This is a genomic window from Mucilaginibacter sp. Mucisp86, assembly GCF_047324315.1.
GTDB lineage: Bacteria > Bacteroidota > Bacteroidia > Sphingobacteriales > Sphingobacteriaceae > Mucilaginibacter.
The window spans coordinates 189,048-210,086 of the sequence record NZ_CP168503.1; the positions used below are offsets into that span (position 1 = coordinate 189,048).

Genomic DNA, 21,039 nt, shown 5'->3' on the forward strand with positions numbered 1-21,039 from the left:
TATTTGTTTTTCTGATCATTATTGTCTTAACAATAAAATAGTGACCGTTCCTGTTAGTAAATATTCATGGTAATTAGTGTAATTTGTGCACACTCAAATCATATAATTGGTTTTTAATAATATGTTATTTATAAAGCCCGCATTCCGTTCTGCTTTACCGGTCGCCTTGTTGCTTGTTCTGCCGTTTTTATCATCGGCACAAAAGAAAAAAGAAAAGGATAAGGACTATGCTCAACTGGTTGATCCTTTTATCGGTACCGGCGGGCACGGGCACACTTATCCCGGCGCGGTAATGCCTTTTGGCATGGTACAGCTTAGTCCTGATACAAGGCTTGAGGGTTGGGACGGCTGCTCGGGCTATCATTATACCGATAGTTTGGTTTACGGCTTTTCACATACGCACTTAAGCGGCACAGGCGTACCCGATTATTGTGATGTGCTGTTTATGCCCACCACCGGCGATCCTAAATTCAAAAACACCGAATACCGCTCGCACTTCAGCAAAAAGAATGAGGGTGCTACGCCCGGCTATTACCATACCCTGCTTGATAAATACAACATCAACGTCGAGCTAACAGCCACTCCCCGTGCAGGAGTACATCGTTATACTTATCCATCAACTGATAAAGCAAACATTATTATCGACCTGCAACATCGCGATGAAGTACTCGATTCATGGATAGAAGTAGTAAACGATCATGAGGTACGTGGTTTCCGCATGTCAAAATCGTGGGCCGATAAACAGCAGGTATATTTTTACGCCAAGTTTTCAAAGCCTTTTAAAACCTATGGAATAGCGTTAAACAACGAAGTGCAAAACGGGCAAAGCAAAGTTCGGGGTAAAAATATAAAGTTGTTTTTGCAGTTTGATAATCCAGGCGAAGTGATCAGCAAAGTGGGTATTTCTTCAGTAAGTACTGAAGGGGCTTTGAAAAACCTGGATGCCGAAGTACCTGACTTCGACTTTAAAAAGATCCAAAAGGAAGCCAAAATAGCCTGGAACCATGAGCTTAATAAAATCCAGGTCGAGGGTGGCGCTCCCGCGCCTTCAGCACAAGCTCAGCCTATGGGCGGTACAGGGCCGTATAGTTATGCTCCTCCCGTCAAAAAGGTGGTTCAACCCGATTATGCTAAAATAAAACAGACTATATTTTACACCGCGCTATACCACAGCATGGTAGCGCCAAACATCTATAGCGATGTTGACGGGCAATACCGGGGCATGGATCAGCAGGTACATACGGCCCAGGGATTTGATTATTACACCGTGTTTTCCCTATGGGATACCTACCAGGCCGAGAACCCGCTGTTAACGCTGATTGATCGTAAACGCACACTTGATTTCATCAAAAGCTTTTTGGCGATGTATGATCAGGGGGGATTATTGCCGATATGGCCGCTGGCTACAACCGAAACTTATTGCATGATCGGCAACCACTCCATCCCGGTTATTGTTGATGCCTATGCTAAGGGCATCCGCGATTTTGATGCAGAAAAAGCTTTTACGGCGATGAAAGCCGCCGTAAACCGCAACCAGTTTGGCCTGGATAATTATCGCAAAAATGGTGCAGTACAATCAGATGTGGAAGATGCCTCTGTGTCAAAAACATTAGAGTATGCTTATGACGACTGGTGCATTGCGCAGATGGCCAAAATGCTCAACAAAACTGATGATTATATACAATATATTCAGCGTGCGCAGTATTGGAAAAACGTTTTCAACAATCAAAACACATTTATGCAGGCCCGTGCAAACGGCGGCTGGCTGGAACCTTTCGATCCTACAGAGATCAATGGCAATTATACCGAGGGCAACTCCTGGCAATATTCGTTTTTGGTACCTCATGATGTAGAAACCCTGATTGATAAAATGGGCGGCAAACAGGCATTTGAAAACAAGCTTGATGAACTGTTCAACACACAATCAAAGCTAAGCGGTAGTGATATCCCGGATGTAGCCGGGTTAATAGGTCAATATGCACACGGTAATGAGCCAAGTCATCACATGGCTTACCTGTACAACTTCACCGACTCCCCTGACAAAACCCAGTTTTATGTAAGTCGTATTTTACGCGAGGAATACAGCAACAAACCTGACGGTTTAGCAGGCAATGAAGATTGCGGACAAATGTCGGCCTGGTACGTGATGAGCTCGTTGGGTATCTATAACATCGCCCCTGGTCAGCAGGATTTCCAGATTGGCATACCGCAATTTGATAAAGCGGTGATCAACCTGGAAAACGGCAAAAAATTTAATATCATAAACCCCGGTGCAGGCATTACCCGAAGCAACATTTATCTGCAGGGCATGAACCTTGATAAAAAAGTGTACAGCAAGCTTTTTATCAACTATGATGATATTGTAAAAGGCGGCGATTTTGAAGTATTCACCGGCAGGCTGGCTAACAGGATCTTTACCCAGGATCTGGAAAAACCTGTTTCAAAGATCACAGATAACCTGATCATTCCTAACCCATATATCATTGCACCGGCCAAATCGTTCAAACAACCATTCAGCATCCAAATCAAAGATCAGGATGCTGATGCGAAGATCTACTACACGCTCGATGGCTCTGCTCCTACTGCATCGTCAACACCCTATACGCAGCCAATCAATATCAGCGATAATATCACGGTAAAAACCATTGCCATAAAAGATGGTAAAAGCAGCTTTGTTGACGAGGCAAGTTTTATCAAACTCCGCAACGATATTAAACTGACTATAATTAACAAATACCTACCTAACTACCCGGCCAAAGGCGATGAATCATTAATTGACGGGCAACATGGAACTACCAATTGGCGCTTAGGCAACTGGCAGGGCTACCAGGGTAAAGATTTTATTGCCGTTGTTGATATGAGCGCGGTTAAACCTATCAAGCAAATTAGCATCAACACGCTGCAGGATAGCCGCGCATGGATCGTGTTCCCTAAATATGTACAGTTTTGGACATCAAACGATGGTAAAACCTATAAACTGGCAACTACCGTTAATACCAAAGTCGATATTAAGGATACCAACGTACAAACACAGGAGTTTACCGCACTGCTAAACACCAATGCCCGTTATATTAAATTAATTGCCAAGCAATATGGCCCGCTTCCCGAATGGCATGAGAACAAAGGCAGCCAATCCTATATTTTTGCAGATGAAATAACTGTAGACTAAATGTGCAAATTTCAGATGTGCGGATATGCAAATGAATAAAGCCCGATGTTTAAAATGAATAAAACTATTTCATTTTTAAATAGTTAGCTTTATACAAAAAACTTTACCACACATGGAAAATTACAAACCTACCTCTGACGACGGTAAGACCGCCGGAATCATTAGTTATTTTACGCTTATCGGGTGGCTTATTGCTTATTTTGCATTATATACCAACAATAAAACATCGCTTGCATCCTACCAGATGAGGCAAACCTTGTTGTTTCACCTGGTATCAATTCTTATTTCATGGATTGCCGGTTTTATTATAGGAATAGCCTTTGTAACATCAGGGATATTTATTGGCGCGTCCATCCTCTGGATTATACGCCTGGGCTTACTGGTTATTTGGATCATCGGTTTAATTGGCGCAATTAACGGCGAAAGAAAACCAATGCCGCTTATTGGAGAACCCGCACAAAATATGTTTTCAGGACTTTAAGTCGACAGCAGGCAGACTTACGAAGTTTTTGAAACTTCGTAAGTCTTAATAGCAGCGTTACTGCTTTTCTAATCCCCCCTTAGCTTCCCGAAGCTTGTCCATTTCTTCCTTCGGCAAAACAGGGAATTCCAGCTTCAACTTTTTCAAGGTATCCCTGATTATTGTTGATATTGCAATACGGGTAAACCATTTCTTATCAGCCGGTATCACATACCAGGGGCAATCATCTGTTGATGTTTCGTTAATGGCTTTTTCATAAGCTTTCATATACTCATCCCAATGTTCCCGTTCTGCAATATCACTGGCCTGGAACTTCCAATTCTTTTTGGGGTTATCTATCCGCTTCAAAAACCGCTTCTTTTGTTCTTGTTTGGAAACATTAAGGAAAAACTTGATCACAACAGTACCGTTACTATGGATATGTTTTTCAAAATTTCGGATGCTCTCGTACCGTTGTTCCCAAAACTGTTTATCAATATCTTCTACTTGTTTTATGGCCGGGTTATTTTCTTTTAAAACAAGCTCGGGATGCACCTTAACTACCAGCACGTTTTCATAGTGCGACCGGTTATGAATCCCAATGCGCCCCCTTTCGGGTAGGGCCTTATAATGCCGCCATAAAAAATCATGGTCATAGTCTTCTGAGCTGGGTTGTTTAAAGCTATAAACCTGGCAGCCCTGAGGGTTTATGCCAGACATGGTGTGTGCAATAGCGCTATCCTTCCCGGCTGCATCCATCGCCTGAAAAATAATAAGCAATGAATAACTATTTGAGGCATAAAGTTGTGCTTCCAATTTAGACGTTTCAGCTATCAGTTCATTCAACACCAAATCGGCATTTTCTTTTTCGTAACTATCGCTGAATGCAGGGTCATAATCGCTCAGCGAGAATTTAGAATCACTCTTTATTTTAAATTGTTCGGTCAAACTTTTCATATAAATAGATATTCATACAAAGTACAAAAAACAGTATAAAGTTTTAATGGCTTGATTAAAACAAGCCCTGCAGCCTGTAACAGCCGATTTTTTATATCCAAAACAGCGTTTGATTTATTTATTGTGTACTTTGCACCTTATAAATATGTATCATACCAGTGTTAACCTAAAATTTACCTGTCTATTTTACGTTGTTTATATTTGTCAAACAGCATTATGATGTAGTGCTATAATTTTTCATCTTTACCCAATGTTCAGACGTATACGCAATCGCTTTTTAAGATACTTCGTCATATTCATATACTTCGTTATCATCTTTTTTTGTTCGATAGAACTTAACTTCCTCTGGCTTTTCGGATACTCACCCGACATGCAGGACATTAAAAGCCCCGTACTTTCAGTAGGATCAGAAGTTTATACTGCCGATGGTAAACTCATAGGGCAATATTATAAGGAAAACCGCTCACCTATCGAATTTAAAGAGATCTCTCCCAACCTTGTAAATGCCCTTGTAGCTACCGAGGATGCGCGTTTTTACAGTCACGGAGGTGTGGATTTTTACTCCTTTTTCACCAGCGTGCTTTCAACCGCCAAAGGTGATAAGCGAGGTGCCAGTACCATAACCCAACAATTGGCCAAAAACCTGTTCGAAACGCGTAAAAAGAAATCGCAGGGGGTAATTAAACACATCCCGTTGTTGCGGACAGTGGTTTATAAGTGTAAAGAATGGCTTACGGCCTTTAAAATTGAGCATGTTTATAGCAAGCAGCAAATACTGACATTGTATTTCAATACCGTGCCGTTCGGTAATAATACTTATGGTATAAAAACGGCATCCTTAAAATATTTTAACAAGCAGCCGGGTACTTTAAACCCAGCCGAATCGGCATTGCTTATAGGCATGCTGAAGGCTACATCAAGCTACAACCCTATTAAAAACCCGCAGCGTGCTACCGAAAGGCGTAATACCGTTTTGGGGCAGATGGAAAAATATAAATACCTCACTGCTGATCAATACAAAAGTAACGTAGCGTTGCCACTCTCGCTTGATCTGAGCTATGTTGAAGATGACTCGCATGGTGATTCATACCTGCGCCGCGCAGTTGAAAAATGGCTGGATAAATGGTGTAAGGATAATGATTATAACCTTTATGAGGATGGTTTAAAGATCTACACCACCATCGACTCCAAGATGCAGCAATATGCCGAAGAGGCCGTTGCCGAAAAAATGAAGATGCTGCAAAAACGCTTCTATAACCTATGGGGAAACAAAAACCCGTGGCGCGATTCAAAAGGCGTTGAGATCAAAGATTTTATTCTTAAAAACGAGCAAAGGCTGCCTATTTATAAGCTACTTGAGAAAAAATATAGTGGTGACACCGTAAAGATCCAGGATTACTTTAAAAGCAAGAAGAGAATGAAGGTATTTACCTGGCATGGTGAACAGGATACCACTTTTTCTACCATAGATTCCATTAAATATTACGCCAAAATCCTTAATACAGGTATGATGACCCTGGAGCCGTCAACCGGTAAAATAAAGGTTTGGATAGGCGGTATCGATCACCGTTTCTTTAACTACGATCACGTAAACCAAAGCCGCAGGCAGGCAGGTTCAACCTTCAAACCGTTCGCTTACCTTACTGCGCTCGACAATGGTTTTACCCCTTGCGATAAATTCACCGACAAACCCGTATCTATCAAATACAAAGACAACGGCGAAGACAAAGTTTGGGAACCTAACAACGCCGATTTCCATTTCTCCTATCGTGAAATGTCCTTGCGCTGGGCTATGGGCAAATCTGTAAATTCTATTACCGCACAGCTTACCGAAAAAGTAGGCTGGGATAAAATAGTAGAATATGCTCACCGTTGCGGTATCGAAAGCCCGCTAAAGTCGGTTCCTTCGGTATCCTTAGGGTCAAACGATGTTTCGGTTTATGAAATGGTTAGGGCGTACAGCACGTTCCTTAACAAAGGCGAAAAAATTGACCCGCTGCTGGTTACAAAGATCACCGATCAGCAGGGTAACGTGATACAGGAGTTTAAACTTAAAACCGAAAAGGTATTAAGCGAAGAAACTGCCTGGCTCATGCTTTACATGTTCCGCGGCGGCATGGAAGAACCAGGTGGAACTTCGCAGGCGCTGTGGGAATATAACGGACTTTGGAAAAAAGACAACCAGATAGGCGGTAAAACCGGCACCTCGTCTGATTATGTCGACGGATGGTACATGGGTATCACCAAAGACCTTGTAACCGGTGTTTGGGTTGGTGCCGATGACCGTTCGGTACACTTCACCTCTTCCGAAACCGGCGAAGGATCACATACGGCCCTGCCTATCTTCGGCAGGTTTATGGAAAAGGTTTATGCTGATCAGTCATTAGGATACACTTATGGTCCGTTCCCAAAACCATGGACCAAGATCACCAAAACCTATAACTGTCCGTCGCCACATATTGAAGAAGATACAACATCAACGGATAGCTTAAGCAACCCTATTGATACAACAGGCGTAACACCTGTACAGGAAAGCAATCCGGAAAACCCGGAAAGTACGCCGCCTAACCAGCGATAAACAGGTATAGGCGCTATTTTCATAAGTGAAGAGAAAATGAATAAGGTTGTTTTTTGAATTAAGAACAACCTTATTTTATTAAATTAGCCATATCTATTTAGCATAAATAATATATGAATAAAGTTTACTCACTTTTCAATAGAGTTAAAAAGCACACCATTATATTTATTTGTTTTGTTGGCTCGCTGCTGATCAGCACCAATGTAAAGGCGCAATATTTTGGCCAAAACAAAGTAAGGTACAAAAACCTCAAGTTTAACGTTTATAAAACCCCGCACTTTGAGATTTACTATTACCTGAAAAATGATAGCATGGTGAAACGCTTTGCCCAGGAAAGTGAGCTTTGGTATACCCTGCATCAACAGGTTTTCAGGGATACCTTTAAACACGCCAACCCCATAATTTTATACGCCAATCACCCCGATTTTCAGCAAACTACAGCTATCGACGGCGAAATTAGCGTGGGCACCGGCGGTGTTACCGAAGGCCTCAAAAACCGCGTGGTAATGCCGGTAATGGAAACCAACCAAACTACCAGGCACGTTATAGGCCACGAGTTGGTACATGCTTTCCAATACCGCTTGTTGATGGGCCATGATTCATCCGAATATGAAAATATAAACAACATTCCGCTTTGGATGATTGAAGGCATGGCCGAATACCTGTCGTTAGGTAAAAAGGACACTTACACAGCTATGTGGATGCGCGATGCCTATCTGAACCATGATATCCCTACCGTTCGTGACCTTACCGAAAGCAGCAAATATTTTCCATATCGTTATGGCGAGGCGTTCTGGTCCTTCATAGGCTCAACTTATGGTGATACGGTGATAGTCCCGTTCTTTAAAAACGCAGCCAAATTTGGTTTGGAATATGGCATCAGAAGAACTTTTGGCTACGACGACCGTACGCTTTCCCGCCTTTGGAAAAACTCTATCGAAGCTACCTATAAACCGTTTTTAAAAGATACCACCCAAACACCAAAAGGTATCAAACTCATCGACAGTAAAAACGGCGGCGATCTGGTTGTTGCTCCATCTATTAGCCCCGATGGTAAATATGTAGCTTTCCTGTCGGCCAAAAGTTTGTTCAGTATTGATCTTTACCTGGCCGACGCCAAAACCGGGCGTATATTACGAAAGCTCACGAGTAAGGTATCCAACACGCATATTGATGAGTTTAACTTTATCGAATCGGCAGGTGCGTGGTCGCCGGATGGGACTAAATTCGCGTTCAGTGTATTTAGCAAGGGTCGTAACAAGCTTGATGTGGTCGACCTGAAAAGCGGTAATGTAATTGATGACATCTCTATGGAGCAGGTTGCCCAGTTCAGTAACCTGTCATGGTCGCCCAATGGCAAGGATATCGTTTTCCAGGGATTGGTAGAAGGCCAAAGCGATCTGTACTCTTATAACTTCGATACTAAAAAAATCAACCAACTTACCAACGATAAATTTTCTGATTATCAGCCAAGCTATTCGCCCGATGGTAAAAAGATCATCTTTTCGAGCGACAGGACAACCTACGACCAAAGCCTTGAACAGGATATCCCTTTCAACCTTGCCGAGCTTGATCTGGCAACAGGAAAAGTAACCGACATTAAAATTTTTAACGGAGCAAACAATCTGAACCCGCAATATTCGGCCGATGGTAAACAGATCTACTTCCTGTCAAACCGCGATGGCTTCCGTAATTTATACCGCTACACCATAGCCACGGGACAGATAGATCAAATGACCAACCTGTTCACTGGTATTTCGGGCATTACAGAATACTCTCCGGCTTTAAGTATTTCCAACCATGATGATGTAGTTTATTCTTATTACCGCGCACAAAAATATTCTATTTACAACGCTAAAGCATCCGACTTTACACCGATTGTAGTGCAGCCGGGCGATGTTAATTTTGCAGCAGGTACCTTGCCGCCCAATCGTTCTGTCGGTGTAGACCTGATCAACTCCAACCTGAACAACTTTTTGGCTTACCGCAAAATCCCAACCGATTCGGTTAAGGCAATTCCGTTCCGCTCCAAATTCAAACTCGATTATCTGGCTGGTAGCGGCATCGGTGTTGGCGTTAGTAACTTTTATGGCACAAGTCTTTCAAGCGGTATCCAAGGCGTATTCAGTGATATCCTGGGTCGTAACCAGATCTTTGCCGCTGCTTCGGTAAACGGACAAATTTATGATTCGGGTGCTGCTGTAACTTATGTAAATCAAACCGGCAGGTGGAACCTTGGTGTGGGCGTTTCACATATACCCTACCAGTTCGGCTTCAATACATCCACTTACCCGGTAAAAAATGTGGGTGGAAAAAATCAAACGGTTTACTCTGATAATATCGACATTATCCGCAACTTTGAAGATGCAGGCAGGGTGTTTACCTCCTATCCCATATCAAGAACTACCCGCTTTGAAGTGAGCGGAGCAGCCTCGCACAACTATTACCGTGTTGACCGTTACAGCGATTATTATCTGCTTGATACCACCATGGTTAATGGTAAACAACAGGTAAGTATTGGTAATTACATCACATCCGACAGGAAAAAAATCCCTAACGATGAGGAATCAGCAACCCTTAATCAAAATTACGGTTCAACCTATTTTTATAATTTAAAATCATATTCCATTTTAACGCTTTCGACAGCTTTAATTGGCGATAATTCATTTTTTGGTGTAACAGCGCCATTAAATGGGTTCAGGTACAGGCTTGAAGCCGGCTATAACTTTGGTACCTACCGTTTCTTTTCGCCTACTATTGATGTAAGGAAATATGTACGTACCGCGCCGGTTACTTTTGCAGCAAGGTTCTTTGCAACCGGCCGTTTTGGTGATGATAAAGGACTTTATCCGCTATTTGTAGGCTATCCTTTTTACATCAGGGGTTATGAGGGTCAAACGTTTTATAATAACGGCAAGGCCACCACTAATGGCTTCACTATTGATCAATTGTCAGGGAGTCGCCTGGCAGTGTTCAACTTTGAGGTGCGTTTGCCGTTTACCGGGCCCGAAAAATTGGCTGCTATAAAATCAAAGTTCCTGTTTACCGATCTTAACTTATTCTTCGATGCAGGATTGGCCTGGAATGCAGGCGACCATATTTACTTCCAGAAAGATCCGCCGGTAATTGGCCAGCAGGATTTTGTTGATAACACAGGGAAAGTAACTACTCAAAACCTTTACGGCCGTGTGCCTGCTTTAAGCGCGGGTATTTCCCTGCGTATTAACGTATTTGGTGCTTTTATTTTGGAGCCTTACCTGGCTGTTCCGTTTAACCGCAGCGACGTTAAAAAGCCGTTGTTTGGTTTAGGCTTTACACCGGGTTGGTAATAATTGCTTATTGTAAAATAAGAAAAGCGGCTGATGGCCGCTTTTTCTATTTTAACTTTCGTCTCAATATCAAACTACGGTAATAAAATATGAGCAGTATTCATCCATTTCTTAATCAGTGCAACCCGGTCTTTCATAAACTTAGGCCCCCAGAACAAGTTCGACCAGTCATCAAAGTTTTCGTACTGAAAGCCAAAATAAAACACCCAAAAGCCAAAGCCTAAATATGGTATGGCGGCAATTTCCTCATTCGATAATGGCCGAATTTTACGATAACTATCAACAAAAATGTGAAATGCATCACGGGCTTCCCTCTCAGAGATTTTGCCGTAAGTAAACTCTAAAAAGTAATGAATAAAAAAAGAGGTAATATCATAAGCCAATAACCCTTTGCCCGCAAAATCAAAATCAAAAAAGGTTATCTCATTATCAACGGTGAAATGAAAGTTTTTCGGGAGAAAATCAAAATGACAATAACCATAGCCGAAGTTCCCATCAAATTGCTTATACCGCTCAATTACTTCCCTGGCGGTTTGTTTTAGATAGGCATACTCCTCTTCTAACCCAACAAATGCAGGTTCAAGTATTTTAAGCGGATTAACTATAGTGGTATCCACCGAATAAACTTCACGATAATGATGAAGCTCAATTGACGAAGTGATATTATGTATGGCCGCCATCTCCCTGCCTACAGTTTCAAGCTGCCGATCATTCATGGCATAAATAACACTGCCTTGTGCCCAGGAAAACAAAACACCATACCGTGTACCTTCCGCAGCATTGAAAACCTGCAGTATTCCTCCATTCATATCAGAAATTGGCCGGGATACTTTAGCTCCTTTTTCAAACAGAATGGTCAATAATTCTACTTCGCCTTTGATCTCTTCCAGCTTACGGTGGGCATCCCTGTAAATTTTGAAAATGTACTTTTCAGTCACATTTTCTATAACATAAGTATCGCTCACATTACGGATCAATAAGCGGCATGTTGTATCGTCTAAACCATAACTTTCCCGAAGTTTTACATTCAGTGCTTTTGAGGATAAGGTTGAATATTGCGTAGGGAAGATTTCCATAGGTCAACAAAGGTAGTTTATAATCTACAACCCGGCTATCCATTTTAAAACCTATTTATATTTTGTATGTTTAACTTATAACTTACACACTATGAAAAAGTTACTGCTATTCATATCAATTGCATTTTGCCCGCCATTATTACTGGCCCAAACTAACGACAAAAGCAGTAATACAACAATGCTCCCGGCCAATGATATTGTAAAAAATATATCCACAGCGCCCAATACACATACATTTTATATTTTTATTCAAAAAACAAACCTGTCGCTTACTTACACCAGCCGGGGACCAATCACCATATTTGTACCTGTTGATAGCGGATACAGCGATATGCCTACCGGCAAGTTTGACTCTCTTGCTAAACCGGCGCATATTTGGGAACTTACTGATTTAGTTGCCTACCATGCCATTGCCGGGCAGCTAAAAGCAAGGGACATTCAGAAAAAGATCAATAAGGGAAAAGGCACGGCCACGTTTACCACGCTTTCGGGTGGAAAATTGTTCGCTAAAATAGATAGCAATAGTAACATTGTTTTAATTGATGGCAACGGAGGTAAAAGCGTGATCAACCAGTTTGATATAAAACAAAACAATGGTATAGTGCACCTGGTAAGTAAGGTATTGGTGCCTAAAAAGAAGCTGATATAAACAGACTGTCAAATGACAATCCCGGTATAATATAATTACGTATTTGAGTTATAGTATGTAGAAACTTTCTGCAATAAAAGGAAGCATCTATAATTAAAATAACATCAAAACATAATGGGTTATGAAAACACTCATCTTAACAGCAATAACTTTAAGCATCCTGACAGCATTAGGATGTCAAAACACCAGTGGACAGGATGCTAAACGAAAATTGAGCAAGCCGGCCGATGAATGGAAAAAGACGCTTACATCCAATCAATACCATATTATGGTTGAAAGCGGCACCGAGCCACCATATCAGAACGAGTATTGGAACAACCACGAAAAAGGTGTTTATGTAAGTGCCGCAACCGGCGACACACTATTCACCTCGGATGATAAATTTGATAGCGGTACGGGCTGGCCAAGTTTTGTTAAACCCTTCGACCCGAAAAAAGTAGCAATAATTACTGATAACAGCTACGGCATGAGCCGCGATGAAGTTATCGAAAAAAGTACAGGCTTACACCTCGGCCACGTATTCGATGATGGCCCTGCCGACCGCGGCGGCAAAAGGTATTGCATGAACTCAGGGGCTTTAAAGTTTATTAAAAAGCCATAACCCTGCGGTTGGCATTTAATGACGGGCGCAGCTGCGGCCTTACACGTAAGCCCTGCTCATATTTTAACCCAATGGTCAGGTCTATCCAATCGGCGTTAACAGCCCTGATCATTTTTTCTTTTTGCGGACGGGTATAAGTGCTCACCACTTTAAAACGTTCCATAGCCTGCTCTTCGGTATTGATCTCCTCAAAGTAAACCAAACGGTTAAGTTGCTGTGCATTGTCAAAAAACAAAGTTGGCATTTCGCTGTAAAACTGGATGGTTTTCATCAGGTCTGAACATAAGCCTACATGCAGATTTTTACGGTTCCTGTCGGTAATGATATAAACAAAACGTTTCATTTTATGATAAAAAATTTGGTGAACAGATAATTATTACTAACTTTATGAGCATAAAATTACTAATAAATTTAGCAAATTCAAATTTTATGTCAATAATTTCACAAAATATTAAGTTTCTCCGCAAAAAGAAGGGTTTAACGCAGCAGCAATTTGCGGACGAATTAGGTATAAAACGTTCATTAGTAGGCGCATATGAAGAAGACCGGGCCGACCCTAAATACGACTTACTAAAAACATTAGCAACCTATTTTGATGTTACTATTGATGACTTCATCAACGAAACCATCAACGAAAAATGGCAGCCAAAGCCAAAAGGTAACCCTGCCAACCTGCGCATCCTGAGTATTTCTGTTGACAAGGACGAAAATGAAAATATAGAAATGGTGCCCGTAAAGGCAAGCGCTGGTTACCTTAATGGTTATGCCGATCCTGAATACGTCGCACAGCTTCCGAAGTTTTATCTGCCTATGTTTAAACAAGGCACTTACCGTGCTTTCGAGATCAAAGGCGACTCCATGCTTCCCCTTGTATCCGGTACTATTATAATAGGTGAATATGTAGAGAATTGGGGCGACGTCAAAAGTGGCGAAACTTACGTAGTAATATCTAAAAATGATGGTGTGGTTTATAAACGCATTGGCAATAAATTTAAAGAAAACAAAAAGCTAAAGCTTATTTCTGATAATCCGGTTTACGAACCTTATGAGATATCCGGCGAAGATGTACTGGAACTATGGAAGGCTAAAGGTTATATTTCAACACAGTTACCAACACCATCGCCAGAGCCTACCATGGAAAGTTTAACTGCTATGATGGCCCAGATGCAGCGCTCCATATCTAACTTACAGCAAGGCAACAATTAAGTTACATCAGCTTTTTTAAACTATTACGATATATCTTTATCATACTGATAAAACGTAAATTAAATTAAAAAGCTATGAAAAAATTATTGTTAATGTGCTGCTTCCTTTTAGGGATTTCGGCAGCCAGCCATGCGCAGGGCGGTATGAGGAGGAGCCCGGAGGAAAGAGCAAAAGAATTGCAAACCCAGCTTAAATTAACAGATGATCAAACTACGAAGATCACCGCAGTTTACAAAGAGCAGGCTACTAAAATGGACAGCGTGCGCACTGCTGCCAATGGCGACAGGGATGCCATGCGCTCAGCCATGCGCCCAATGATGGAAGCAACCAATACCAAGATCAAAGCTATTTTAACAGCAGAGCAGGCTGCTGCCTATGACAAAGCAATGAAAGAAAGAATGGACCGCATGCGCCAGGGTGGCAGTGGCCAGTAAAACATTATCACATATAAGAAAGCGGCCAATGGTCGCTTTTTTTATTTTTGCATAAAACGAAGGATATTGAAACCAGCCGAAGATTTTTTAAAACACAAACTACAGGAGCGGCAGGAAGCAGGCACATACCGTGAGCTTAAACCCGAAAACGGCCTGGTTGATTTTTGCTCTAACGATTATCTGGGCTTTGCCCGTTCACCTGTTCTGAAACAAAACATAGCAAATGAGGTAAATAACCATCCGCTTAGTTTAAATGGTGCCGCCGGGTCAAGGCTGCTATCGGGCAATATACAATATGCCGAAGACCTGGAAAGCCAAATAGCCACCTATCATCAAAGTGAAGCCGGCCTGCTTTTTAATTCGGGTTATGATGCTAATCTGGGATTGCTGTCGTCCCTTGCCCGGCGCGGCGATACTATAATTTTAGATGAGCTGGTGCATGCCTCTGTCATCGACGGCGCAAGATTAAGCTATGCCAATCGTTATAGCTTCCGGCACAACGACCTGGAAAGCCTGGAGGCCAAGCTAAAAATAGCTAAAGGTAATTGCTACGTGGTTATCGAAAGTGTTTATTCTATGGATGGCGATACGCCTCCCCTTTTGGAGTTCCTTAATCTCACAGAAAAATATAACGCTGCCCTCATTGTTGATGAAGCACACGCGGTAGGCTTATATCCTAAGGGATTGGTTTGCGAACTTGGCCTGCCGGAAAGGATTTTTGCCCGTGTAATAACATTTGGTAAGGCCTTAGGCGGCCACGGGGCAATAGTGCTTGGCAGTAATGATCTGCGGAATTACCTGGTCAATTTTGCACGATCTTTTATCTATACAACCGCGGCATCCTTCCACCAGCAGGCGGCGATCAAAATGGCATATCAGTTATTGGGAAACGCTCAAGAGGCTATCATCAGCCTAAAAAAGAATATTGAATTATTTAAACAGGAAGTAAATACAGGCGAAAGTTTCAATTTATTAAACAGCGACAGTCCTATACAATGTATTGTACTTGGGAGCAATGAAATGGCCCGGGAAACCGCTAAGCAACTGCAAATGAATAACCTTGATGTGAGGCCTATCCTAAGCCCCACGGTTGCGCAGGGCACCGAACGCATCAGGATTTGCCTGCATAGTTTTAATACCGAAAATGAGTTAACTTTGCTGGCTAAAACGATTAACAAATTTGTACAACTACATGCCCGATAAACAACCGATATTTATTTCCGGCATCGATACCGGGATTGGTAAAACACTGGTTTCGGCTATTTTAACCGAAAAATTAAACGCGGATTACTGGAAGCCTATACAGTCAGGCGATCTTGATAAAAGCGATACGCTTAAAGTTAAAAGCCTCATTTCAAATAAGATTACCCATTTTTTCCCGGAGGCTTATGCCCTCACACAGCCTTTTTCTCCCCATAAGTCGGCTGCACTTGATAAAGTAACTATCGACCTGGAAAACATCGTTCTGCCAAAAACAGATAACCAATTGATCATTGAAGGAGCCGGTGGTTTGATGGTGCCCCTGAATGATAACTTCCTGATCATTGATCTGATTAAACAGCTTAACGCACGAGTTATACTGGTAAGTAAACATTATTTGGGCAGTATTAACCATACCCTGCTTTCGTTACATGCGCTAAAAAAATATGGTATCCCTATTATGGGTGTGATTTTCAACGGCGATAAGGATATCTATTCAAAAAGCTATATCCTTGATTATTCGGAAGTAGCTGATCTCGGGCAGATCCCGGAGTTTAAAACTATCAACAAAAAAACTGTTAAAGAGGCCGGCAAGTTTATTACCTTGTAACACCGGCAATTTGATAAACCGATATTTCGCCGGTTTCTTAAACATATACTATGAAGAACATTACCGTAATTGGCTCCGGAACGATGGGTAACGGCATTGCACATACCTTTGCCCAGCATGGCTTTGAAGTATCGCTGGTTGATATCAGCGATGACGCCCTGAGTAAAGCGTTGCAAACTATCAGCAATAACCTGGACAGGCAGGTAAAAAAGGGTACTATAAATGAAGAAACAAAAACCCAGACCCTGAGCCGCATCCGGGTTTTTACCGACCTGACTGAAGGCGCTCAGCATGCCGACCTTGTAATAGAAGCCGCCACCGAAAACCAGGAAATAAAACTAAAACTGTTTAAGCAGCTTAGCGACATTTGCAAAGATACCGTAATAGTTGCTTCCAATACCTCATCCATATCTATTACTAAAATTGCCTCAGTTACCAAAAATCCGGGCAATATAATAGGCATGCATTTTATGAACCCGGTACCGGTAATGAAGCTTGTAGAGGTAATACGGGGTTATGCTACTACCGATGCTGTTACCGAAACCATCATGGAGCTTTCGCGCACTTTAGGCAAAGATCCGGTGGAGGTAAACGACTATCCCGGCTTTGTAGCCAACCGCATTTTAATGCCCATGATAAACGAGGCTATTTACACTTTATATGAGGGCGTTGCCGGCGTTCAGGAAATTGATACGGTGATGAAACTGGGTATGGCCCACCCTATGGGTCCACTGCAACTGGCTGATTTTATAGGTCTTGATGTTTGCCTTGCCATTTTAAAAGTTTTACATGATGGCTTTGGCAACCCTAAATACGCCCCTTGTCCGCTATTGGTAAATATGGTAACTGCAGGCCATTTAGGGGCCAAAACGGGCAGCGGGTTTTATAAATACACCCCAGGCAGCAAGGATTTGGTTGTAGCTGATAAATTTAGCGCCTAAACCCGGTTAAACTTTCGATGTTGGAGGTTGTCAATAGTAATTATACTGAACAACTAAAAACATCTGAAAATGAAAAGCATTGCTAAATTAGGAATAGTACTCGCCTTAACAGGCTCATTATTTGCATCATGCTCAAGCCAGGCTTATGTAACCGAACAACCGGTTGAACCGGTTTATGTGCGCCCGATAGCTCCTTACCCTAATGCCGTTTGGGTACCCGGCGAATGGGTTTGGCGCGGTAACCACTACGTTTACCGTCAAGGCTTTTACGCGCGACCACGATATAATCACGTATACGTACAAGGCCACTGGCAACCAACCAATCGTGGTTATGTTTGGGTGAGGGGATATTGGAGATAATCTCGCCCCCCCAGCCCCCTAAAGGGGGAGTTATAAAAAGAAAAGCCTTTAGCGATTGTCTGCTAAAGGCTTTTGTATTAACAATCATTGTTCCCCCTTTAGGGGGTTAGGGGGCTCTACATCCTTTCAGGCACTTCAATACCCAAAAGCTTCATGCCTTTGCTGATCACTTTAGCTGATGATGCAGATAAGGCTAAACGGAATTGTTTTGAATCCTCGTCTTCAGCCTGCAATATCGATTTTTCGTGGTAGAACTTGTTGTACGTTTTGGCAAGCTCATACACGTAATTGGCAATAACAGCCGGGCTGTAACCTTTCGCCGCTTCTTTCACTGTTTCGGGATATTTGTTGAGCAACACGATCAGATCGCGTTCAACACCTGCCAATTCAGTTACAACCGGTTTAATTTCAGCATTATAATCAGCCCTGCTTAGCACTGATTTGATACGGGCATGGGTATATTGAATAAATGGCCCGGTATGTCCCTGAAAATCTACCGATTCGTTTGGATCAAACAGCAAACGTTTTTTGGGATCAACTTTTAACAGGAAATATTTTAGGGCTCCCATACCTATAGTATGATATAACGCAACCTTATCTTCTTCGCTAAAAGCATCAACTTTGCCCATGGCTTCGGTTTGTTCTTTAGCTGTAGTTTCCATTTCGGCCATCAGGTCATCGGCATCAACTACTGTACCTTCACGTGATTTCATTTTGCCCGATGGTAAATCAACCATACCATATGAAAGGTGAAATAACCCATCCGAACCGATTTTACCCAATTTCTGCAGTATCAGGAACAACACTTTAAAGTGATAATCCTGCTCGTTACCTACCACATAGATGGATTTATCCATATGGTAATCATTATACTTCAACTGTGCTGTACCCATATCCTGGGTAATGTAAACCGAAGTGCCATCACCACGAAGTACAAGCTTTTCGTCAAGACCATCTGAAGTAAGGTCTATCCAAACCGAGTTATCTGCTTTTTTAAAGAATACACCTTTTGCAAGGCCTTCTTCAATAATATCTTTACCTAAAAGGTAAGTGTTCGATTCGTAGTAGTATTTATCAAAATCAACACCAAGTTGCTTATAGGTTTCAGCAAATCCTGCATAAACCCAACCGTTCATGGTTCTCCAAAGGTTCATTACCTCTTCATCGCCGGCTTCCCATTTTTGCAGCATCTGCTGAGTTTCAATCATGATAGGTGTAGCATTTTTGGCTATCTCCTTGATCTTATCTTCCTCGCCGGCTATTTTATCATCCAACTCACCGATTAGCTTTTTGTTTGCCTCGTCGGTTTGTGCGCGTTTTTCCTTAACCTTGGCTATGGTAGCTAATAATTCTTCTATTTTTACCTGCTGGTTTTCTTTAAAGGCGGAGAGATTGAGTTTTTCATAAACCTCATGCAATACGGGCTTAAGCTGTTCCCTCAGTTCCTTATCAAACAATACATAATATTTACCAACCAGGTGATCGCCCTTCATGCCTGATGATTCGGGAGTTTCGCCATTGCCGAACTTTTGCCAGGCCAGCATGGATTTACAGATATGGATTCCGCGGTCATTAACCAAGTTGGTTTTGATCACCTCATACCCATCGGCAGCAAGGATCTCAGCAACCGAATAACCTAACAGATTGTTACGGATATGGCCCAGGTGCAGCGGTTTATTGGTATTGGGAGATGAATACTCCACCATTACCTTTTGCCCATTAGGTTTTGCTACCGCGAAATCATCGGCAGTAATATGATTATATAACTGGCTGATCCAGTATTCATCGCTGATAGAAAGATTAAGGAAACCTTTGATCACGTTAAAGGAAGCAACTTCTTTCAACTCGTTTTTTAAGAACTCCCCTATTTCGGCACCTGTTTGTTCAGGCCCCTTGCGCGAAAATTTGGTAAACGGGAAGGTTACTATGGTTACCTGTCCTTCAAACTCCTTACGGGTTTCCTGTATGCTAACGGCAGCCGGTTCAATGTCAGTTTGGTATAGTTGTTTAACTGCTTTTACGGCTGCTTCAATAATAAAATCCATTCGGCAAAATTAAATAAAATGGGCGGATTGAAAATATTAAAATGGTGATGTTTCTGCTTGGGTTTACGCGGCACCTATGGAGCCGAATTTCGGGATGCTATAAACACGATACTCCTACGGAGTTAAAAATGGCAGTCTTCCAAAACTCCGTAGGAGTATCGTGTTTATAGAGCCGAATACGAACCTGATTTTGGGCTCGGTAGGCGCCTCGTATATCGTTTATCCCAGCAATCGACGACTTATTCCCTGCACATTCTCGTTAACAAAGCCTCATGCTGAGGATATTGTAACACCAATTCGTCACGCTTAGCCATTTCAAACTCGCTAAAATCAAAACCTGGCGCAACGGCACAACTCACGAGTGCAAAACCCTCTCCTGTTTTTAATTCGGCGGCAAACCATAGCCCGGCTTGTACAATAACCGAAAAGCTACCTGTATTTTCATCGGACAATTCATGACTTATCAAACTGCCATCTTTTTGGATCACGTGAATGACCAATGGCTGCCCCTTGTGAAAATACCAGATCTCATCAGATGCAATACGATGAAAACTGGAGAAATCCGCATTCTCTAATAAATAGTAAATGGAAGTGCAGGCGTTTTTAACATTTGTCTCGCCAATACGGTTAACCTGCTGTTCGGAACGAAAAGTCTCTTTGTAATAACCACCCTCAGGATGGGGGAACAGGTTTAACAATTGGATATAGTACGCTGCATTTTGAGTTTCCATAAAACAAGTATAAAACAAAAAGCCCCCTTTTCAGGGGACTTCCGACATAATTAACCAACCAAAGAAAACCTGTCTTATTTGAAGCTTGTTGTTCCGTCGCCCTGGTAAGCATAGCGGAAAGTATAGTAACGTGATGCCGGCCTGGTAGTAAGATCAGCAAACGCGGCAGTTGTAGTGTTTGGATTGCCCTTGTAATAGCTGATCATTTCAACCTTAGCGTATTTGCCGTCAGCAGTTTTGATCACGAATATTTTACCAGGTACGGTAAGGATAGCGTGCTGCGGCTCGGTAGTAGCGGTATAAGTGTACCAGCCCGAAATGGCAGGAGCGCCCGTTGCATCGCGTTTATAACCATCTGCTGGTGCTGTGGTTAATGTTTCAAACGTGCTGCTCACTACCTGGGCCTGGGTTGTCCCGGTGCCTGATGTACCACCATTTGTAAATATGCTGGTCGATTTAAATTTAAGGTCCCATTTAGTAGCAGAAGCAGTATCAGCCCCTGTAACCTCTGCTCCTGTTGCAAGGCTGAAATAAACGGTTGCCTTTGATGCACCATCAAGATCAGCAATGGTTTTAGTGGTAAGCTTGCTTGCTGCAGGGGTTGGATCGTCGTTGTTTTTACTGCATGATGATACCAGTAATATAGTCGCCGCGCCGAATACCAATGATAAAGTTTTGAATTTGTTCATGTGT

The 21,039-nt window shown here is 42.2% G+C and carries 19 protein-coding genes; 12 read left to right on the forward strand and 7 right to left on the reverse strand.

Annotated elements, in window-relative coordinates:
* Nucleotides 1-121: 121 nt before the first annotated feature.
* Together ACEN9X_RS00735 and ACEN9X_RS00740 are read left to right on the forward strand one after the other, a co-directional pair.
* Complete coding sequence (locus tag ACEN9X_RS00735; protein ID WP_413668580.1) at nt 122-3,169, forward strand: GH92 family glycosyl hydrolase; 3,048 nt, start codon at nt 122-124, stop codon at nt 3,167-3,169.
* Nucleotides 3,170-3,281: 112 nt separating this feature from the next.
* Nucleotides 3,282-3,650: a hypothetical protein gene (locus ACEN9X_RS00740; protein WP_413668581.1), complete on the forward strand. Its 369-nt coding sequence runs from the start codon at nt 3,282-3,284 to the stop codon at nt 3,648-3,650.
* 57 nt (nt 3,651-3,707) lie between these two features.
* Here the strand turns inward: ACEN9X_RS00740 and ACEN9X_RS00745 are convergent, their stop codons facing one another.
* Entirely contained in the window at nt 3,708-4,586 is an 879-nt protein-coding gene (locus ACEN9X_RS00745) for a polyphosphate kinase 2 family protein (RefSeq protein ID WP_413668582.1), read from the reverse strand.
* A gap of 243 nt (nt 4,587-4,829) precedes the next feature.
* Nucleotides 4,830-4,967: a hypothetical protein gene (locus ACEN9X_RS00750; protein ID WP_413668583.1), complete on the reverse strand. Its 138-nt coding sequence runs from the start codon at nt 4,965-4,967 to the stop codon at nt 4,830-4,832.
* On the opposite strand from ACEN9X_RS00750, the gene ACEN9X_RS00755 reads away from it, so the two are divergent.
* Nucleotides 4,957-7,164 carry a penicillin-binding protein 1A gene (locus ACEN9X_RS00755; RefSeq protein WP_413668584.1) on the forward strand — a complete coding sequence of 736 codons (2,208 nt, stop codon included), beginning with the start codon at nt 4,957-4,959 and terminating at the stop codon, nt 7,162-7,164. The two genes, ACEN9X_RS00750 and ACEN9X_RS00755, sit on opposite strands and share 11 nt — an antisense overlap.
* 113 nt (nt 7,165-7,277) lie before the next feature.
* Nucleotides 7,278-10,493, forward strand: a complete 3,216-nt coding sequence (locus ACEN9X_RS00760) for a DPP IV N-terminal domain-containing protein (protein ID WP_413668585.1) — start codon at nt 7,278-7,280, stop codon at nt 10,491-10,493.
* A 74-nt stretch (nt 10,494-10,567) separates the two neighbouring features.
* On the opposite strand, the gene ACEN9X_RS00765 is transcribed toward ACEN9X_RS00760, so the two are convergent.
* Entirely contained in the window at nt 10,568-11,569 is a 1,002-nt protein-coding gene (locus tag ACEN9X_RS00765; RefSeq protein ID WP_413668586.1) for a phosphotransferase enzyme family protein, read from the reverse strand.
* A 91-nt stretch (nt 11,570-11,660) separates the two neighbouring features.
* Between ACEN9X_RS00765 and ACEN9X_RS00770 the strand changes: the two genes are divergently transcribed.
* Entirely contained in the window at nt 11,661-12,218 is a 558-nt protein-coding gene (locus ACEN9X_RS00770) for a fasciclin domain-containing protein (RefSeq protein WP_413668587.1), read from the forward strand.
* Nucleotides 12,219-12,339: 121 nt separating this feature from the next.
* Nucleotides 12,340-12,819, forward strand: a complete 480-nt coding sequence (msrB, locus tag ACEN9X_RS00775; protein WP_413668588.1) for a peptide-methionine (R)-S-oxide reductase MsrB — start codon at nt 12,340-12,342, stop codon at nt 12,817-12,819.
* Here the strand turns inward: msrB and ACEN9X_RS00780 are convergent.
* The gene (locus tag ACEN9X_RS00780; protein WP_330858928.1) at nt 12,806-13,162 is read right to left on the reverse strand and encodes a GIY-YIG nuclease family protein; all 357 of its coding nucleotides are present in this window, start codon (nt 13,160-13,162) and stop codon (nt 12,806-12,808) included. The genes msrB and ACEN9X_RS00780 overlap by 14 nt on opposite strands.
* Nucleotides 13,163-13,248: 86 nt before the next feature.
* On the opposite strand from ACEN9X_RS00780, the gene ACEN9X_RS00785 reads away from it, so the two are divergent.
* From ACEN9X_RS00785 to ACEN9X_RS00810, 6 genes are all read left to right on the forward strand, one after another.
* On the forward strand, nt 13,249-14,025 hold the full coding sequence (locus ACEN9X_RS00785; RefSeq protein WP_413668589.1) for an XRE family transcriptional regulator: 777 nt from the start codon (nt 13,249-13,251) through the stop codon (nt 14,023-14,025).
* A gap of 74 nt (nt 14,026-14,099) precedes the next feature.
* Nucleotides 14,100-14,459 carry a hypothetical protein gene (locus ACEN9X_RS00790; protein WP_413668590.1) on the forward strand — a complete coding sequence of 120 codons (360 nt, stop codon included), beginning with the start codon at nt 14,100-14,102 and terminating at the stop codon, nt 14,457-14,459.
* A gap of 66 nt (nt 14,460-14,525) precedes the next feature.
* The gene (locus tag ACEN9X_RS00795; RefSeq protein WP_413668591.1) at nt 14,526-15,662 is read left to right on the forward strand and encodes an aminotransferase class I/II-fold pyridoxal phosphate-dependent enzyme; all 1,137 of its coding nucleotides are present in this window, start codon (nt 14,526-14,528) and stop codon (nt 15,660-15,662) included.
* Nucleotides 15,652-16,269, forward strand: a complete 618-nt coding sequence (gene bioD, locus ACEN9X_RS00800) for a dethiobiotin synthase (protein ID WP_413668592.1) — start codon at nt 15,652-15,654, stop codon at nt 16,267-16,269. Before ACEN9X_RS00795 ends, bioD begins: the two co-directional genes overlap by 11 nt.
* Before the next feature lie 50 nt (nt 16,270-16,319).
* Nucleotides 16,320-17,210 carry a 3-hydroxybutyryl-CoA dehydrogenase gene (locus ACEN9X_RS00805; RefSeq protein ID WP_413668593.1) on the forward strand — a complete coding sequence of 297 codons (891 nt, stop codon included), beginning with the start codon at nt 16,320-16,322 and terminating at the stop codon, nt 17,208-17,210.
* Nucleotides 17,211-17,279: 69 nt separating this feature from the next.
* Entirely contained in the window at nt 17,280-17,570 is a 291-nt protein-coding gene (locus tag ACEN9X_RS00810) for a hypothetical protein (RefSeq protein WP_413668594.1), read from the forward strand.
* Nucleotides 17,571-17,686: 116 nt separating this feature from the next.
* Here ACEN9X_RS00810 and argS read toward each other — a convergent pair whose 3' ends face one another.
* The 3 genes from argS to ACEN9X_RS00825 form a co-directional block, all read right to left on the reverse strand.
* Nucleotides 17,687-19,615, reverse strand: coding sequence for an arginine--tRNA ligase (gene argS / locus ACEN9X_RS00815; protein ID WP_413668595.1), 1,929 nt, complete (start codon nt 19,613-19,615; stop codon nt 17,687-17,689).
* Nucleotides 19,616-19,854: 239 nt separating this feature from the next.
* Nucleotides 19,855-20,346 (reverse strand): cupin domain-containing protein, encoded by a 492-nt coding sequence (locus ACEN9X_RS00820; protein ID WP_413668596.1) that lies wholly within the window; start codon nt 20,344-20,346, stop codon nt 19,855-19,857.
* Between the two features lie 74 nt (nt 20,347-20,420).
* Nucleotides 20,421-21,035, reverse strand: a complete 615-nt coding sequence (locus ACEN9X_RS00825) for an HmuY family protein (RefSeq protein ID WP_413668597.1) — start codon at nt 21,033-21,035, stop codon at nt 20,421-20,423.
* Nucleotides 21,036-21,039: the final 4 nt, after the last annotated feature.

Coding starts and splice junctions, on each gene's coding strand:
- ACEN9X_RS00735 (WP_413668580.1), top strand. CDS start 122: ATGTTATTTATAAAGCCCGCATTCCGTTCTGCTTTACCGGTCGCCTTG.
- ACEN9X_RS00740 (WP_413668581.1), top strand. CDS start 3,282: ATGGAAAATTACAAACCTACCTCTGACGACGGTAAGACCGCCGGAATC.
- ACEN9X_RS00745 (WP_413668582.1), bottom strand. CDS start 4,586: ATGAAAAGTTTGACCGAACAATTTAAAATAAAGAGTGATTCTAAATTC.
- ACEN9X_RS00755 (WP_413668584.1), top strand. CDS start 4,957: ATGCAGGACATTAAAAGCCCCGTACTTTCAGTAGGATCAGAAGTTTAT.
- ACEN9X_RS00750 (WP_413668583.1), bottom strand. CDS start 4,967: ATGTCCTGCATGTCGGGTGAGTATCCGAAAAGCCAGAGGAAGTTAAGT.
- ACEN9X_RS00760 (WP_413668585.1), top strand. CDS start 7,278: ATGAATAAAGTTTACTCACTTTTCAATAGAGTTAAAAAGCACACCATT.
- ACEN9X_RS00765 (WP_413668586.1), bottom strand. CDS start 11,569: ATGGAAATCTTCCCTACGCAATATTCAACCTTATCCTCAAAAGCACTG.
- ACEN9X_RS00770 (WP_413668587.1), top strand. CDS start 11,661: ATGAAAAAGTTACTGCTATTCATATCAATTGCATTTTGCCCGCCATTA.
- msrB (WP_413668588.1), top strand. CDS start 12,340: ATGAAAACACTCATCTTAACAGCAATAACTTTAAGCATCCTGACAGCA.
- ACEN9X_RS00780 (WP_330858928.1), bottom strand. CDS start 13,162: ATGAAACGTTTTGTTTATATCATTACCGACAGGAACCGTAAAAATCTG.
- ACEN9X_RS00785 (WP_413668589.1), top strand. CDS start 13,249: ATGTCAATAATTTCACAAAATATTAAGTTTCTCCGCAAAAAGAAGGGT.
- ACEN9X_RS00790 (WP_413668590.1), top strand. CDS start 14,100: ATGAAAAAATTATTGTTAATGTGCTGCTTCCTTTTAGGGATTTCGGCA.
- bioD (WP_413668592.1), top strand. CDS start 15,652: ATGCCCGATAAACAACCGATATTTATTTCCGGCATCGATACCGGGATT.
- ACEN9X_RS00805 (WP_413668593.1), top strand. CDS start 16,320: ATGAAGAACATTACCGTAATTGGCTCCGGAACGATGGGTAACGGCATT.
- ACEN9X_RS00810 (WP_413668594.1), top strand. CDS start 17,280: ATGAAAAGCATTGCTAAATTAGGAATAGTACTCGCCTTAACAGGCTCA.
- argS (WP_413668595.1), bottom strand. CDS start 19,615: ATGGATTTTATTATTGAAGCAGCCGTAAAAGCAGTTAAACAACTATAC.
- ACEN9X_RS00820 (WP_413668596.1), bottom strand. CDS start 20,346: ATGGAAACTCAAAATGCAGCGTACTATATCCAATTGTTAAACCTGTTC.
- ACEN9X_RS00825 (WP_413668597.1), bottom strand. CDS start 21,035: ATGAACAAATTCAAAACTTTATCATTGGTATTCGGCGCGGCGACTATA.